This window comes from Streptomyces sp. NPDC007162 (assembly GCF_040634175.1).
GTDB lineage: Bacteria > Actinomycetota > Actinomycetes > Streptomycetales > Streptomycetaceae > Streptomyces.
Genome location: NZ_JBEYFC010000185.1, coordinates 1 through 15,717 on the forward strand (window position 1 = coordinate 1; position 15,717 = coordinate 15,717).

Annotated in this window: 8 protein-coding genes and 1 pseudogene; 3 read left to right on the plus strand and 6 right to left on the minus strand. The window is 73.3% G+C overall.

Annotation, left to right across the window (positions count from 1 at the left end):
• From ABZ646_RS22260 to ABZ646_RS22285, 6 genes are all read right to left on the minus strand, one after another.
• Nucleotides 1-710 (minus strand): class I SAM-dependent methyltransferase (locus ABZ646_RS22260; protein ID WP_360521488.1); only part of this gene is annotated, 710 nt, incomplete at its 3' end.
• Nucleotides 711-723: 13 nt separating this feature from the next.
• Complete coding sequence (gene nudC / locus ABZ646_RS22265; protein ID WP_360521491.1) at nt 724-1,668, minus strand: NAD(+) diphosphatase; 945 nt, start codon at nt 1,666-1,668, stop codon at nt 724-726.
• 150 nt (nt 1,669-1,818) lie between these two features.
• Nucleotides 1,819-3,222 carry a dipeptidase gene (locus tag ABZ646_RS22270; RefSeq protein WP_360521494.1) on the minus strand — a complete coding sequence of 468 codons (1,404 nt, stop codon included), beginning with the start codon at nt 3,220-3,222 and terminating at the stop codon, nt 1,819-1,821.
• A 10-nt stretch (nt 3,223-3,232) separates the two neighbouring features.
• On the minus strand, nt 3,233-6,754 hold the full coding sequence (locus ABZ646_RS22275) for a UvrD-helicase domain-containing protein (RefSeq protein WP_360521497.1): 3,522 nt from the start codon (nt 6,752-6,754) through the stop codon (nt 3,233-3,235).
• 45 nt (nt 6,755-6,799) lie between these two features.
• The gene (locus tag ABZ646_RS22280; RefSeq protein ID WP_360521500.1) at nt 6,800-10,141 is read right to left on the minus strand and encodes an ATP-dependent DNA helicase; all 3,342 of its coding nucleotides are present in this window, start codon (nt 10,139-10,141) and stop codon (nt 6,800-6,802) included.
• Between the two features lie 275 nt (nt 10,142-10,416).
• Nucleotides 10,417-10,803 (minus strand): MGMT family protein, encoded by a 387-nt coding sequence (locus ABZ646_RS22285; protein WP_360521503.1) that lies wholly within the window; start codon nt 10,801-10,803, stop codon nt 10,417-10,419.
• A gap of 161 nt (nt 10,804-10,964) precedes the next feature.
• Between ABZ646_RS22285 and ABZ646_RS22290 the strand changes: the two genes are divergently transcribed.
• The 3 genes and pseudogenes from ABZ646_RS22290 to ABZ646_RS22300 form a co-directional block, all read left to right on the plus strand.
• Nucleotides 10,965-13,703, plus strand: a complete 2,739-nt coding sequence (locus tag ABZ646_RS22290) for a lysylphosphatidylglycerol synthase domain-containing protein (protein WP_360521506.1) — start codon at nt 10,965-10,967, stop codon at nt 13,701-13,703.
• A gap of 93 nt (nt 13,704-13,796) precedes the next feature.
• On the plus strand, nt 13,797-15,341 hold the full coding sequence (locus tag ABZ646_RS22295; RefSeq protein WP_360521509.1) for an alpha/beta hydrolase: 1,545 nt from the start codon (nt 13,797-13,799) through the stop codon (nt 15,339-15,341).
• 124 nt (nt 15,342-15,465) lie between these two features.
• A pseudogene (locus ABZ646_RS22300) lies at nt 15,466-15,717 on the plus strand (alpha/beta hydrolase); the annotation flags it as partial.

The window sequence follows — 15,717 nt, forward strand, 5'->3', positions numbered from 1 at the left end:
AGGGGCTGTGGACGGAGTGCACGTCCTCGTTGAGGAGGCCGCCGCGGTGCAGTTCGCCGAGGAGGGCGGGGATGCCGCCGGCGCGGTGCACGACCGCCTTCGCGTGTTCGGGGTGGCTTGTCCCAGACCAGGGTGTAGCGCCACAGCAGCCGGCGCCGGTACCGGCGGCCCGGCAGCAGGTGGGCGGTGGCCCGCCGGACCTCCCGCCAGTTCATGATCGGGTCCTCGACGGGCATGCCGGCCGGGCTCCGCTCGCCGCCGTGCCGACGCGCGGCCAGCAGGTGCACGGGGACCGCGCAGACGCTGATCGCCCGGTCCAGGAGGGTGCGGTCGTGCGCCAGGCCCACGACGACCAGCCGGCCGCCGGGGGCGAGCAGCCGCACCAGCCGGTCGATCGCGTCGTCGAAGGGGACGTGGTGGATGACGGCGACCGCGCTGACGAAGTCGTAGCCGCGCTCGTCGAGGAGGGAGCCGTCGCGGTAGTCGCCCGCCAGGAAGGTGACGTTCCGGGCCTCCCGCTTGCCGGCCAGCCGGATCATCTCCGCCGACCGGTCCACGCCGGTCACCGATTCCGCCCTGGTCGCCAGCGCGGCGGCCAGCAGCCCGTCGCCGCAGCCGACGTCCAGGGCGGTGCGGCAGCCGGCCGGTACCGCGTCCAGCACCACGGAGTGGTACTGGACGTTGTGGTTCCAGTAGGTGTCGGTCGTCATCGCGTCCGCCGGCTCAGACGAAGCTCCTCGTCGGCAGCGGCTTGCCGTACCACATCTCGATCAGGCGGGCCGCGATGGAGATGCCGTACGGCGGCAGGACCTCGCCGGAGTCGAATGCGGCACCCAGTTCGTCGCGGGAGAACCAGCGGGCCTCGTGGATCTCGTCACCGTCCACGTCGATCTCCGTGGAGGTCGCGCGGGCCATGAAGCCGAGCATGAGGCTGGACGGGAACGGCCAGGGCTGGCTGGCGACGTACTCGACGGGGCCGACGGTGACCCCGACCTCTTCGAAGACCTCGCGGCGCACCGCCTGCTCGATGGACTCGCCGGGCTCGACGAAACCGGCGAGCGTGGAGAAGCGGCCCTCGGGCCAGTGGACCTGGCGGCCGAGCAGGAGACGGTCGTCCTCGTCGGTGACGGCCATGATCACGGCGGGGTCGGTGCGGGGGTAGTGCTCGGCGCCGCAGGCGGGGCAGCGGCGGATGTGGCCGGCGGCGGCGATGGCCGTGCGCTCGCCGCAGCGGGAGCAGAAGCGGTGGGTGCGCTGCCAGTTCTCCAGCCCGACCGCGTGCACCATCAGGCCCGTGTCGCGGGGCGAGAGCAGCAGCCCGGCCTCGCGCAGGCCGGCCGGGCGCGCGGACTGGTCGATGCGGCCGGGCAACGCGTCCTTCTGCAGGGCGAAGTAGCTGACGCCGTCCTCGTCCGTGCCCAGGAAGTAGCGGTGTGCCTCGGTGAGGGGTGCCTCGAAGGAGGGGGTCATGACGAGTTCGGTGCGGCCGTCGGGCGTCTCGTCGATGAGGACCTGACCGCCGGAGACCACGAAGCAGCGGGTGTCGGGGTGGCTCCACGCCGCCGCGAGCCAGGCCTCGTCGAGCCGGTGGTGGGCGGCGCGGTCGATGCCGCTCGGGGCGGTGAGCGAGATGGGTCGGTCGGCGGTGTGGTCGGTCCAGGTGGTCACGGGTGCTTCCAACTCCCCCAGTGCAGCGGATGTCTCAGCGGGTGGTTCGGCGGTACGAAGGGCGGGAGGGAACCGGGTCGGGCGGGGTCGGGCGGGGCGGCCCCTCCAGTGTGCCCCGCGCGCGGTGCCGCTCCGGACGGCGCCGGCGGCTCAGGGGGCACGGCGCCAGTTCTCCGCGAGGTCGCCCCAGAGGTAGGCGCTGGTCTCGACACCCTTGAGGAGGAGGTCCAGCTCGACCTTCTCGTTCGGGGCGTGCCAGCCGTCGGAGGGGACGGAGATGCCCAGGAAGAGGACGGGTGCGCCGAGGACGTCCTGGAGGTCCGCCGCCGGTCCCGAGCCACCCGAACGGGTGAACCGGACCGGTCCTTCGAAGGCCCTTCCCATGGCCCGGGCCAGTGACTGGAGACCGGGGTGGTCGAGCGGGGTCAGACAGGGGCGGGTGGCCGGCAGGAAGGTGGTCTCGGCCCGGACACCGGCGGGGATCCGCTCCTCGGCCCAGGCACGGACGATCTTCTCGATGTGGTCCGGATCCTGCCCCGCGACCAGCCGGAACGACAGCTTCAGCATGGCCGAGGACGGCACGATCGTCTTGCTCCCGGCACCCTGGTAACCGCCGCCGATGCCGTTCACCTCGGCGGTGGGACGGGCCCAGACGCGCTCAAGAGTGGTGTAACCGGCCTCGCCCTCGGTGGCGTACGAATGCGCCTCGCGCAGCCAGCTCTCCTCGTCGAAGGGCAGCTCGGCCCAGAGCCGCCGCTCGCGGTCGCTCAGCTCCACGATGCCGTCGTAGAAGCCGGGGATCGCCACGCGCGCGTGCTCGTCGTGCAGGGCGGCGACCAGGCGGGCGGCGACGGTGGCCGGGTTGGGCACGGCACCGCCGAAGGCACCGGAGTGGATGTCCTGGTCGGGGCCGTGCAGCACGATCTGGCACTCGGCGAGGCCGCGCATGCCGGTGCACACCGTGGGGGTGTCCTCGGACCACATGCCGGTGTCGGAGACGATCACGGCGTCGGCCGCGAGCCGCTCGGCGTGCTCCTCGACCAGGGCGCGGAAGTGCGGGGAACCGGACTCCTCCTCGCCCTCGACCAGCAGTTTCAGGTTGACCGCGGGGGCGGTGCGCCCGGTGGCGGCGAGATGGGCGCGGACGCCGAGCGTGTGGAAGAACACCTGGCCCTTGTCGTCGGCCGCCCCGCGCGCGTAGAGGCGGTTCTCCCGGACGACCGGCTCGAAGGGCTCGCTGTCCCAGCCGTCCTCCCGGGCCGCGGGCTGTACGTCGTGATGGCCGTAGACGAGGACGGTGGGGGCTTCGGGGTCGCCCGCGGGCCACTCGGCGAAGACGGCGGGGGCGCCCGGTGTCTGCCATACCTCGGCGGTCGGGAAGCCGGTCTCCGTCAGCTTGGCGGCGAGCCAGTCGGCACTGCGGCGCACATCGGGGCCGTGGCCGGGCTGGGCCGACACGGAGGGGATGCGCAGCCATTCGGCGAGGTCGTCGAGGAAGGCAACGCGGTGCTGCTCGATGTACGTACGGACGGCGCTGTCCGGGGTCTGGCTCATGGTCACGAGCCTATCGGCCCGGACGGACATCCTCGGCGGGCGGTTCGTCACACTCGGCTTGCCCGATGATCAGCTCTTCCAGGGCGGCGCGGTCCGGCAGCCCCTCCGGCCGCTCCACCTCGCCGGTGCGCACGTGCACGAACGCGACCGTGACCGACTCGGGCGGCACACCCTGCTGCTCCGCCCACCCGACCCGGTAGATCGCCAACTGCAACGGGTCGGCGGGCCGGTTACGGCTCGTCTTCCAGTCCACGATCTCGTACGACACCTGGTCACCGCTGCCGGTCCGGTAGACGGCGTCGATCCGGCCCCGTACGACCCGGCCCGCGAGAGCGAGCTGGAAGGGGGCTTCCACCCGGTAGGGCGTGCGGTGGGCGTACTCGGTGCGTTCGAAGGCCTCCTTGAGGGCTTCGAGGTCGCGTTCGTCGGCGATCTCGGCGTCGCCGCCGGGCAGCTCGTCGGGCTCCAGCATGGGCAGGGTGAGCTCTTCGAAACGCGCCTCGACCCAGGCGTGGAACCGGGTGCCCCGGCGTGCGGCCGGTTGCGGAGGGCGTGGCATGGGGCGGGCGAGTTCCTGTGCGAGCCCGTCCGGGTCCTCGGCGAGCCGCATCAGCTGGGTGGCGGAGAGCGCGGCCGGCAACGGCACGTCGGTGACGCTCCGGCGGGCGCGCAGCAGCTCACCGGCGAGCGCGTCGAGGTCGCGGTCCCAGGAGGCGACGGCTCGGGCCTCCTCGGGGGTGAGGTGACTGCGGGGGGTGCGGCCGGACCCGGGGGCGCGCGGGGGTGTGTGCTCGGCGGAGGTGGCCTGGTGGGGGACCGTGGGACGGTCGGTGCTCAGCGAGTCCCAGTCGGCGGAGATCCTCTCGGGGTCGGGGAGGTCACCGTCCGGGAAGTCCTCGTAGGGGTCCGGTTCGTCGTCGTAGGGGCCCGGCTCGTCCTCCTCGGGGGGCGGGGGCCAGTCGGGGTCCTCGTGGGTGGTGGGATCGTGGTCGACGGGCCGGCCGCCGTGGGTTCCGGCCGTCGTGAGCGTGTCCAGGTGGGCGAGCACGGTCTCGGCAGCCGCGCGGCGGCGGGCCAGGGCGCCCTCGTCCAGGGGCAACGGCCACACCTGGTCGGCACTCGCCGTGTGCAGTGCCGGGTTCTCCTCGTCCTCCTCGGGTTCGTCGGCCCAGGCCTCGATCTCGCCGTACCCGGCGGCGCAGTGGTCGTAGAGGGCCTGGAGGAAGTCCGAGGGGCCGCGCTGTTTCTTCTGGCTGGGGCCCCACCAGTGGCCGGAGCCGACGAGCAGGGAGCGGGGGCGGGTGAAGGTGACGTAGCCGAGGCGGAGTTCCTCGGTGTGCTGGTGGTCCTTCATGGCCTCGTGGAAGGCCTTCATGCCCCGCGAGTCCCAGCTCTCGACGTCGGGCAGGGTGTCGGTGTCGCCGCGCAGGGCGTGCGGGAGCACCTTGGCCTGGGCGGTCCACTTCTCCCGGCCCTGACTGCTCGGGAAGGTGCCCTGCACCAGTCCGGGGACGGCGACGACGTCCCACTCCAGGCCCTTGGACTTGTGCGCGGTGAGCACCTTGACGGTGTTCTCACCGCCGGGCAGGGCGTTGTCCAGGCCCTTCTCGTACTGGGCGGCGGTGCGCAGGAAGCCCAGGAAGGCGAGCAGCGTCGCCTCCTGGTCGCCGGCCGCGAAGGAGGCGGCGACGTCCAGGAAGTTGGACAGGGTCTCGCGGCGGCGGGCGGCCAGCGCGTGCGGGGACGCCGACAGCTCGACCTCGAGGCCGGTGACCGCCAGGACGCGGTGCAGGACGTCCATCAGCGGATCGGACAGGGCGCGGCGCAGCTCGCGCAGTTCGGCGGCGAGCCGGGCGAAGCGCACGCGCGCGTCCGGCGAGAACGGCAGCCCGTCGTCCTCATGCCCCGTCCGCCCGGTGTCGATCGGCAGCTCCAGGAAGGTGTCCAGGGCGTCCGCGAGCGATATCACCTCGGCGGGGTCGACCCCTTCGACCGCCTCGGCGAGCCGGCGGTCCGGGTCGTCCGCGTCGCCCACGCGCGCGTGCGCCACCAGCAGCCGGGCACGGCGGCCGAGGAGGGCGAGGTCGCGGGGCCCGACGCGCCAGCGCGGGCCGGTCAGCAGCCGGACCAGGGAGGCGTTGGCCCCGGGGTCCTGGAGCACTTCGCAGACGGCGACGAGGTCGGCCACTTCGGGCAGGTGCAGCAGCCCGGAGAGGCCGACCACCTCGACGGGGACGTCGCGCGCCACGAGGGCGCCCTGGATCTGGGCGAAGTCGGTCGCCGTACGGCACAGCACCGCGATCTCGCCGGGCGCGGTGCCCGTGCGGACGAGATGGGCGACCGAGTCGGCGATCCAGTCCATCTCCTCGGCGTGGGTGCGCAGCAGGGCGCAGCGGACCGAACCGTCGCGTTCGGCGCCGGGGGCCGGGCGCAGGGCCTCCACGCCCGCGTGCAGGGCGCGCAGGGGCTCGGCGAGGCCGTTGGCGAGGTCCAGGAGACGGCCGCCGCTGCGGCGGTTCTCGCTGAGTGCCTGGCGGGTGGCGGGCCGGCCGTCGGCGTGCGCGAAGTGCTCGGGGAAGTCGTCCAGGTTGGCGACGGAGGCGCCGCGCCAGCCGTAGATGGCCTGGCAGGGGTCGCCGACCGCGGTCACGGGGTGGCCGGTGCCGCCGCCGAACAGTCCTGCCAGAAGCACGCGTTGGGCGACCGAGGTGTCCTGGTACTCGTCGAGGAGCACGACCCGGAACTCCTCGCGCAGCACCCGGCCCACCTCGGGGATCTCGGCGAGCGACGCGGAGAGCGCGATCTGGTCGCCGAAGTCGAGCAGGTCACGCTCGCGCTTGGCGGCCCGGTACCGCAGGACGAGTCCGGCCAGTTCACGGCGCGCGGCGGCTGCCTCGGGCACCTTGCGCAGGTCGGCGTTGCCGAGCTTGACGCCGGTCAGGGTGTGCAGCAGCCCGGCGTCCCAGGTGCGCAGTGCCTCGGGGCCCACGAGGTGTTCGGAGAGTTCGGAGTCGAGGGTGAGCAGGTCGCTGACCAGGTCGGCGAAGGAGCGGGTGAGGGCCGGGTAGGGGCCCGGGGCCTCGCGCAGCACCCGCGCGGCCAGCTGGTAGCGGGTGGCGTCGGCGAGCAGCCGCGAGGTGGGCTCGAGGCCGATGCGCAGACCGTGGTCGGTCAGCAGGCGGCCCGCGAAGGCGTGGTACGTCGAGATGACCGGCTCGCCGGGCGGGTCGTCCGGGTCGATGGCGTCGGGATCCGTGACCCCGGCCAGGACGAGCGCCTTGCGGACGCGTTCGGCGAGCTCACCGGCCGCCTTGTTGGTGAAGGTCAGGCCGAGGACCTGTTCGGGGGCGACCTGGCCGGTGCCGACCAGCCAGACCACACGGGCCGCCATCACCGTCGTCTTGCCCGACCCGGCTCCCGCGACGATCACCTGCGGGGCGGGCGGCGCGGTGATGCAGGCCGTCTGCTCCGGGGTGAAGGGGATGCCGAGGAGCTCTTTGAGCTGCTCGGGGTCGGTGATACGTGCGGGCACAAGGAAAGAGGCTAGCGGTGGGCACTGACAAACGGGACGGAGTGCTCACTCCACCACGTGCCGCCCTTCCGGCCGGGCGCTGCACGAGGCCCGGAAGGCGCAGTGGGTGCAGTGCTGGCCGGTGGTCGGGGTGAACCGCTCGTCGAGGACCTTCCCGGCCGCGGTGGCCAGCAGTTCGCCGACCCACTCCCCCTCCAGCGGGTCCTGCGCCTGCACCTTGGGCAGCGTCTCACCGCCGTCGCGCCGGGCGGCGCCCTGCCGGAGGTGGACCAGTTCGGCGCCGCCCGGCTCGGGCCGTACGCCGTCGAAGGCCTCGTCGACGGCTCCCTCGCGGACCGCGAGCTGGTAGACGGCGAGCTGGGGGTGCCGGGCCACCTCGGCCGAGCTGGGCGCCTGCTTGCCGGTCTTGAAGTCGACGACGTACGCGCGGCCCTCGCCGTCGGTCTCCACGCGGTCCATCTGGCCGCGGATGCGCACCTCGTAGTCGCCCGCGCCCAGGGTGACGTCGAAGTCCTGCTCGCTGGCGACCGGGGTACGTCCGGCGCGGTCCAGGACGTGCCACTTCAGGAAGCGTTCGAGCGCCACGCGCGCGTTGTCCTTCTCCTGGGCCGACTTCCAGGGCGCGTCGAAGGCGAGCGCGTTCCACACCGACTCCAGGCGCTCCATGAGGACGGCCAGGTCGGCGGGGGTACGGCCGGAGGCGACCTCGTCGGCGAGGACGTGCACGACGTTGCCGAAGCCCTGGGCCGTGGTGGCGGGTGCGTCGGCCTTCACCTCACGGCCCAGGAACCACTGCAGGCTGCAGGTGTTGGCGAGCTGGTCGAGGGCGCTGCCGGAGAGGACCACGGGCTGGTCGCGGTCGCGCAGCGGCACCTTGCTCTCGGTCGGCTCGAACATGCCCCACCAGCGGTCGGGGTGCGCGGCCGGCACCAGAGGGCGGCCGTCCTCGTCGGCGAGCGCGGCCAGCCTGGCCAGGCGGTGGGCGGCCGCCTCGCGCAGGGCGTCGGACGCGCGCGGGTCGACGGTGGTCGCGCGCAGTTCGGCGACGAGGGCGGCCACGGAGAGCGGGCGGCGCGGCCGTCCGGTGACGTCCTGGGGTTCGACGCCCAGCTCGGTGAGGAATCGGGAGGGCTGGTCGCCGTCGTCGGCGGGGGCTTTGACGGCGGTGACGACGAGACGCTCCCGCGCGCGCGTGGCGGCCACGTAGAAGAGCCGGCGCTCCTCGGCGAGCAGCGCGCCCGGGGTGAGGGGTTCGGCGAGTCCGTCGCGGCCGATGCGGTCGGCTTCCAGGAGGGAGCCGCGGCGGCGCAGGTCGGGCCAGAGCCCCTCCTGGACGCCGGCCACGACGACCAGCCGCCATTCCAGTCCCTTGGCGCGGTGCGCGGTCATCAGACGTACGGCGTCGGGCCGTACCGCGCGGCCGGCCAGGGTGTCGGCGGCGATGTCCTCGGCCTCGATCTCCGCCAGGAAGTTCAGCGCGCCCCGGCCGCCGCTGCGCTCCTCCGCGCGGGCCGCGGTGGCGAACAGGGCGCACACGGCGTCCAGGTCACGGTCGGCGTTGCGGCCGGCCGCGCCGCCGCGCCGGGCGGTGCGCTCCAGGCGCGAGGGCCAGGGGGTGCCGTTCCACAGGTCCCACAGCGCCTCCTCGGCCGTACCGCCGCCCGCGAGACGCTCCCGGGCCTTCCTGAGCAGCGCGCCGAGCCGCTGCGCGCCGCGCGCGTACCCGGGGTCGTGGACGGCCAGGCGCTCGGGTTCGGCGAGTGCCCGAGCCAGCAGTTCGTCCGACGGCGGCGGGAGCGCGTTGCCGGACGCCCGCTCCTCGTCCCGCAGGGCCCGGCCGAGGCGGCGCAGGTCCGCAGCGTCCATGCCGGCGAGGGGTGAGGTGAGCAGGGTGAGCGCGGTCTCGGTGCCGAGCCAGCAGGGGGCTTCCTCGGCGCCGGCATCCGCGCCGGAGTCCGCAACCGAGTTCGAAGCCGTGCCCGCACCGAGGTGTGCCGCCTCCGCCCCGGCCACCGCCCGCAGCGCCGTCAGCAGGGGCGCCACCGCGGGTTCGTGGCGTAGCGGAACGTCGTCGCCGTCGATGTCCAGGGGGACGCCGGCCGCGGTGAGGGCGCGGCGGACCGTCGGGAGGGTGGACCCGGCGCGCACCAGGACGGCCATGTCGCTCCAGCGGACGCCGTCCTCCAGGTGCGCGCGCCGGAGGATGTCGGCGATGTTGTCCAGTTCGGTACCGGGTGTCGGGTACGTGTAGACCTCGACGTGTCCGCCGTCCCGCGCGGGGGCCGGTTCGCGGTGGGCGCGGACCTTGTCGGCGGGCAGCCGGGTGAGCGGCATCCGCCGGGTCAGCAGGCGGGTCGCGGCCAGCAGGCCGGCGCCGGCCCTGCGGGACGTACGCAGCACCTCCGTCGGCGCGGGACGGCCGTCCACGCGCGCGAAGGCGTGCGGAAACTCCAGGATGCCGTTCACGTCGGCGCCCCGGAACGTGTAGATCGACTGGTCCGGGTCTCCGAACGCGACGAGGGTGCGTCCGCCGCCGGCCAGGGCCCGCAGCAGGCGCACCTGGGCCGGGTCGGTGTCCTGGTACTCGTCGACGTACACGGCGTCGTAGCGGCCGGCGAGGTCCAGGGCCACCTCCGGGCGGTGGGCGAGCAGCACCGCGCGGTGGACGAGTTCGGCGTAGTCGAGGACGCCCTGGAGGTCGAGGACGTCGAGGTACTCGGCGAGGAAGGCGGCCGCGGCCCGCCAGTCGGGGCGGCCGATGCGACGGGCGAAGGCGTCCAGGGCGGCCGGGTCCAGTCCCAGCTCGCGGCTGCGGGCGAGGACCGCGCGGACCTCGTCGGCGAAGCCCCGGGTGGTCAGGCACGCGCGCAGTTCGTCGGGCCAGCGCACGGGGTCGAGTCCGAGCCGTGCCAGCTCGGTCTGGCCGGCCAGCAGCTCGCGGACGGTGACGTCCTGTTCGGGACCGGACAGCAGCCGTAGCGGGTCCACGAACAGGCCGCTGTCCTGGTGGGCGCGGACCAGGGCGTAGCAGTACGAGTGGAAGGTGGTCGCCCGGGGCGCGCGGGCCGCGCCCACGCGCAGGGCCATGCGGTCGCGCAGTTCGACGGCGGCCTTGCGGCTGAACGTCAGCACCAGGATCCGCTCGGGATCCGCGCCACGGGCGATCCGCGCGGCGACGGACTCCACCAGGGTGGTGGTCTTTCCGGTGCCGGGGCCGGCGAGGACGAGCAGCGGGCCGGAGTCGTGGTCAACCACGGCGCGCTGTGCGGCGTCCAGACGAGGGGGGTGTACATCGGTCGGCGGGGTACGGACCAGTCGGTAAGCGCCACGGCTCCCCTGACGCACCTGGGGGTGCGGCAGGCGCGTGGTGGAGGAAGAGGAGCTCACGTGGTTCGCCGGTCCTGGTGGGTGTGCTGGTTGGCTCGCGGTCGCGCGGGCGCGGTGGTGGGCGCGGGGTGAGCGGGACACGCGCAGCCGACGCTACGCCGGCGCACCGGACGGAAGCAGGGCTTCCGATTCTTCCCGGCGGCCCCGTCCGCCCCGGGCGTCGCCCGCGGCACACGCACCCCGCACCCCACGAACGTACGTCATGCCACGGACGTCCCCGATGTCCCTCGTACGGGCCACGGGTTCCCCATGAGGGCCCCGGATGGCGGAAGCTGTCAGGTGTGAGCCTCTGCGTCCGCGCCGCCGTCCCACCGTGCCCGCCTCATGTCGAGCCGCGGCAGATGGCCCTCCGCGGCCCTGCTCGCCGCCTTCAGCGGAGTGCCCTCGGCGCGGTAGTGGTCCAGTGCGCTGAGCTCGTGCCCGGGCAGCAGGACCCCGTCGGAGCGCACCACACGCCACCACGGGACGGCGCTGCCGTAGAGGGACATCACCCGTCCCACCTGACGCGGGCCGCCCTCCTCCAGCCACTCCGCGACGTCCCCGTACGTCATCACGTGCCCGGGCGGGATCCGCTCGGCGACCTCCAGAACCCGCTCGGCGTACTCGGGCAGCTCGTCCGCGTACCCCTCTCGGGTGGCCTCGGGAAGGCTCTGCTCGCTCATTCGCTCCATCCTGCCGCACCCCACCGACAACCGGCGCGGTCCATGGCCGGGCTCCGCCTCGCCCTCCGAAGAAGCTTGGGGCAGACTGTGCGCCCCCGCATCTGCACCCTGATGCCGTCGTGTGTCGGTGGGGCATGCCACCATCGTGCGGGCGGTGACTGGTGATACGAGATCAAGAAGAGACGACCAAGCAGCAGGGCGTGCACTCCGACGGCGCGGCGGGCACCCCTGACGCCGGCGCGCACCCGGACGCCGGGGAACCCGGCCCCGCACGCCCGGAGACGGTCGCCGACACCGACGCCGACGAGGCGGAACACGTGCCCGACGAGACACACGCCGACGAGGTGGAGGGCGACGAACCGCTGCTCCCCGCGCGCGTGCACCGTCCTTCCGACCTGATGCGGCTCATGGTCGGGGTGCTGGCCGTCGTCGTGCTGCTCGGCATCGCCGCCTTCGCGCACGGCACCACCTCCGGGCTCGAACAGGACATCAACAAGGGCACCGGCCAGGCGCCGGACCTGCTGATCCGGTTCGCGGGGCTGGCCTCCAGCATCGCGATCCTCCTGGTGCCGGTCGCGTTCGCGATCGAGCGGCTGATCAAGCGGGACGGGCTGCGCATCGCCGACGGCGTGCTCGCGGCGGTCCTCGCCCACGGAGTGACACTCGCCACGGACCTGTGGGTCGCCAGGGCCGCCCCGGGCTCGATCCAGGAAGCGCTCACCCAGCCCTCCCCCGGTGACATCCACGCGCTGACCGACCCGGTGCACGGCTACCTCGCGCCCGTCATCGCCTACATGACGGCCGTCGGCATGTCCCGGCGGCCGAGATGGCGCTCGGTCCTGTGGATCGTACTGCTGCTCGACGCGTTCTCCATGCTGGTCACCGGCTACACCACACCGTTCTCGATCATCCTCACCGTCCTGATCGGCTGGACCGTCGCCTACGGCACGCTGTACGCGGTCGGCTCGCCCAACGTCCGTCCCACCGGACGGACCCTGCTGGCGGGCCTGCGGCACGTCGGCTTCCACCCGGTCGGCGCGGCCCGCGAGGAGGTCCTGGAGTCCGAGAACGGCGACCGGGGCAGGCGCTACTTCGTCACCCTGGAGGACGGCCCGCCGCTGGACGTCACGGTCGTCGACCGGGAACAGCAGGCCCAGGGCTTCTTCTACCGCGCGTGGCGCAACCTGACGCTGCGCGGCTTCGCCACCCGCTCCAGCCTGCAGTCGCTGCGCCAGGCCCTCGAGCAGGAGGCGCTGCTGGCGTACGCGGCGATCGCGGCCGGCGCCAACGCCCCGAAGCTGATCGCCACCTCGGAGCTCGGTCCGGACGCCGTGATGCTCGTCTACGAGCACACCGGCGGCCGTACCCTCGACTCGCTGGCCGACGAGGAGATCACCGACGAGCTGCTGCGCAGCACCTGGCATCAGGTGCAGGCCCTGCAGTCGCGCCGGATCGCGCACCGCAGGCTCGCGGGTGACGCCATCCTGGTGGATCGTTCCGGCAAGGTGATCCTCACCGACCTGCGCGGCGGCGAGATCGCGGCCGGTGAGCTGTTGCTGCGCATGGACGTCGCCCAGCTGGTCACCACCCTCGGCCTGCGGGTGGGCGCCGAGCGGGCGGTGGCCTCGGCGGTCGGCGTTCTCGGGCCCGACGCCGTGGCCGACTGTCTGCCGATGCTCCAGCCGATCGCGCTCACCCGCTCCACGCGCGCGACGCTGCGCCGGCTGGCCAGGGAGCGCGCCCAGCGGGAGCGCGACGCGGTCCTGGAGGCGTCCCGGCAGGCCAAGCAGGCCCGCGCGGACGAGGCCGGGAAGCCCGACAAGAAGACGGTGCGCGCCGAGCAGCGGGCCGAGAAGCGGGCTCTGGACGACGCGCTGGAGGAGGCCCGCGAGGAGGACCTGCTCACCCAGATCCGGCACCAGGTGCTGCGGATCAGGCCGCAGGCACCGGTCGAGCCCGCCCGCCTCGAGCGGGTGCGGCCGCGCACCCTGATCAGCTTCATGGCCGGTGCGATCGGCGCGTACTACCTGCTCACGCAGCTCACCCACATCGAGTTCAACACCCTGTTCGCACAGGCCCAGTGGGGCTGGGTGATCGCCGCGGTGGCGTTCTCCGCGCTCAGCTACGTCGCCGCCGCGATGGCCCTGCTCGGGTTCGTGCCCGAGCGGGTGCCGTTCGTACGGGCCGTGGCGGCGCAGGTCGCCGGTTCCTTCGTGAAGATCGTGGCGCCCGCCGCCGTCGGTGGTGTCGCCCTCAACACCCGCTTCCTGCAGCGGGCCGGCGTGCGCCCCGGGGGCGCGGTGGCGAGCGTCGGCGCCTCCCAGCTGTTCGGGCTCGGCTGCCACATCCTGATGCTGCTGTCCTTCGGCTATCTGACCGGCACCGAGAAGACGCCCTCCCTGTCGCCGTCCCGCACGGTCATCGCGGGCCTGCTGACGGTCGCGGTACTGGTTCTCGTGGCGACGTCGGTGCCCTTCTTGCGGAAGTTCGTCGTCACGCGCGTGCGGTCGCTCTTCGCGGGTGTCGTGCCGCGCATGCTGGACGTGCTCCAGCGGCCGCAGAAGCTCGTCACCGGCATCGGCGGCATGCTGCTGCTGACCGCGTGCTTCGTGATGTGCCTGGACGCCTCCATCCGCGCGTTCGGCGACCAGTCGACCTCACTGAGCATCGCCAGCGTCGCCGTCGTCTTCCTCGCCGGAAACGCGCTCGGCTCCGCGGCGCCCACCCCGGGCGGCGTCGGTGCGGTCGAGGCGACGCTGACCGTCGGCCTGATCGCCGTCGGCCTCCCCAAGGAGGTCGCGGCCCCCGCCGTCCTGCTGTACCGGCTGCTGACCCTGTGGCTGCCGGTCCTGCCGGGCTGGCTGGCCTTCAACCACCTCACACGCAAGGGCGCGCTCTAGGAGCCCCGCCTCGTACGCCTCGTACCCGACGCGTCGTACCTCGTACGGCTCGCGCCCCGCGCGCGTGGTCGGGTGCGAGCCCAGGATGGAGGTATGCCGAAGCCCATCCGGATCCGTCTCGCCGCCCTGACCACCGCCCTGGCGCTGGCCTTCGTGCCGACCGGGTGCAGTGGCGGCGGATCCGGGGACGGGGACCTGACGGCACAGAAACTGGACTGGAAGGCGTGCCCGGCCCCCGACGAGGCCGAGGGCGGCGGCGGCGCGCCGTCTCCGCTGCCGGGCGGCGCCACCTGGCAGTGCGCCACCATGAAGGCGCCGCTGGACTGGTCGAAGCCGAAGGGCGGCACCATCGGGCTCGCGTTGATCCGTGCCAGGGCCAGCGGCGACCCGAGCCACCGGATCGGCTCCCTGATCTTCAACTTCGGCGGCCCGGGCGGCAGCGGAGTGACCACCCTGCCGGCGTTCGGCGAGGACTACGCGGCCCTGCGCACCCGCTACGACCTCGTCAGCTTCGACCCGCGCGGAGTCGGTCGCAGCGACCCCGTCGAGTGCGAGAACGACGCCCAGCTCGACGACTACTTCCAGCAGGACGCGACACCCGACACCAGCGCCGAACGCACCCAACTGATCAAGCGCACCCAGCAGTTCAACGGCGCCTGCGAGAAGAACTCCAGGACGATCCTGCCGCACGTGCGCACCACCGACGCGGCCCGCGACATGGACCTCATGCGCCAGGTCCTGGGCGACAGACAGCTGCACTACTTCGGCATCTCGTACGGCACCGAACTCGGCGGTGTCTACGCCCACCTGTTCCCGAAGAACGTCGGCCGGGCCGTTCTGGACGCCGTCGTGGATCCCACCCAGAACCCGGAACAGAGCTCGCTCGGGCAGGCCAGGGGCTTCCAGCTCGCGCTCGACAACTTCGCCGAGGACTGCACCTCGAAGAAGACGCCGTGCCCGATCGGCGACACCCCGCAGGACGTGAAGAACCGTATCGCCAGACTTCTCGCGGACCTCGACCGCAAACCGATCCCCGGCATCCTGCCCCGCATGCTGACCCAGACCGCCGCCACCAACGGCATCGCCCAGTCCCTCTACTCCAAGGATTTCTGGGAGTACCTCACCGAGGGCCTGGAGGAGGCCTACGACGGCGACGGGAAGGTCCTGATGCTGCTGTCCGACTCGATGAACGGCCGGAGCCAGAACGGCGAGTACAGCAACATCACGGCGGCGAACATCGCCATCAACTGCGCCGACGAGAAGCCCCGGTACACCGCCGACTACGTCCAGCAGAAGCTGCCCGAGTTCCGTGCCGCCTCCCCGCTGTTCGGCGACTACCTCGCCTGGGGCATGGTCAGCTGCACCGGCTGGGCGGTGCCGGGCGCCGCCGACCACCCCGACGTGAGCGCGCCCGGGTCGGCGCCGGTCCTGGTCGTGGGCAACACGGGGGATCCGGCCACGCCGTACGAGGGCGCGAACAAGATGGTCGAGGCGCTCGGCAAGGGGGTCGGGGTCGAGCTGACGTACAAGGGGCAGGGGCACGGGGCGTACGACAGCAAGAACAGGTGCGTGCAGTCGACGGTGAACGGCTATCTGCTGGAGGGGACGGTGCCGAAGGCGGGCGCCGTGTGTGCGTGAGGCGCCCGCGGCCCGTCGTGGCTGGTCGCGCCCACGCGGCCGAGGAACCTGCGGAGGGCCATTGTGGGAAGGACAGCTGGCCGACGCCGACCAGCGCGCTCAGGGCGGCCGAGGAGGGCGACGGTTCGAGAAGATCTCTCCGGTCTTCGGGGACCACCCAGGCTGGGACACGGCCGGCTGGTGCCACGACTGGCCGGTGGCCAGGCAGTACGACACCCCGGAGGTGAGCGCACCGGGCGCGGCCCCGATCCTGCCGGTCGGCAACACCGGGGATCCGGCGACCCCGTACAAGGGCGCCCGGCGAATGGCCGACGAACTGGGCAGGGGCGTCGGTGTCGAACTGACGAAGGCGGGGGCTTCGGGCACCTGCCGTGCC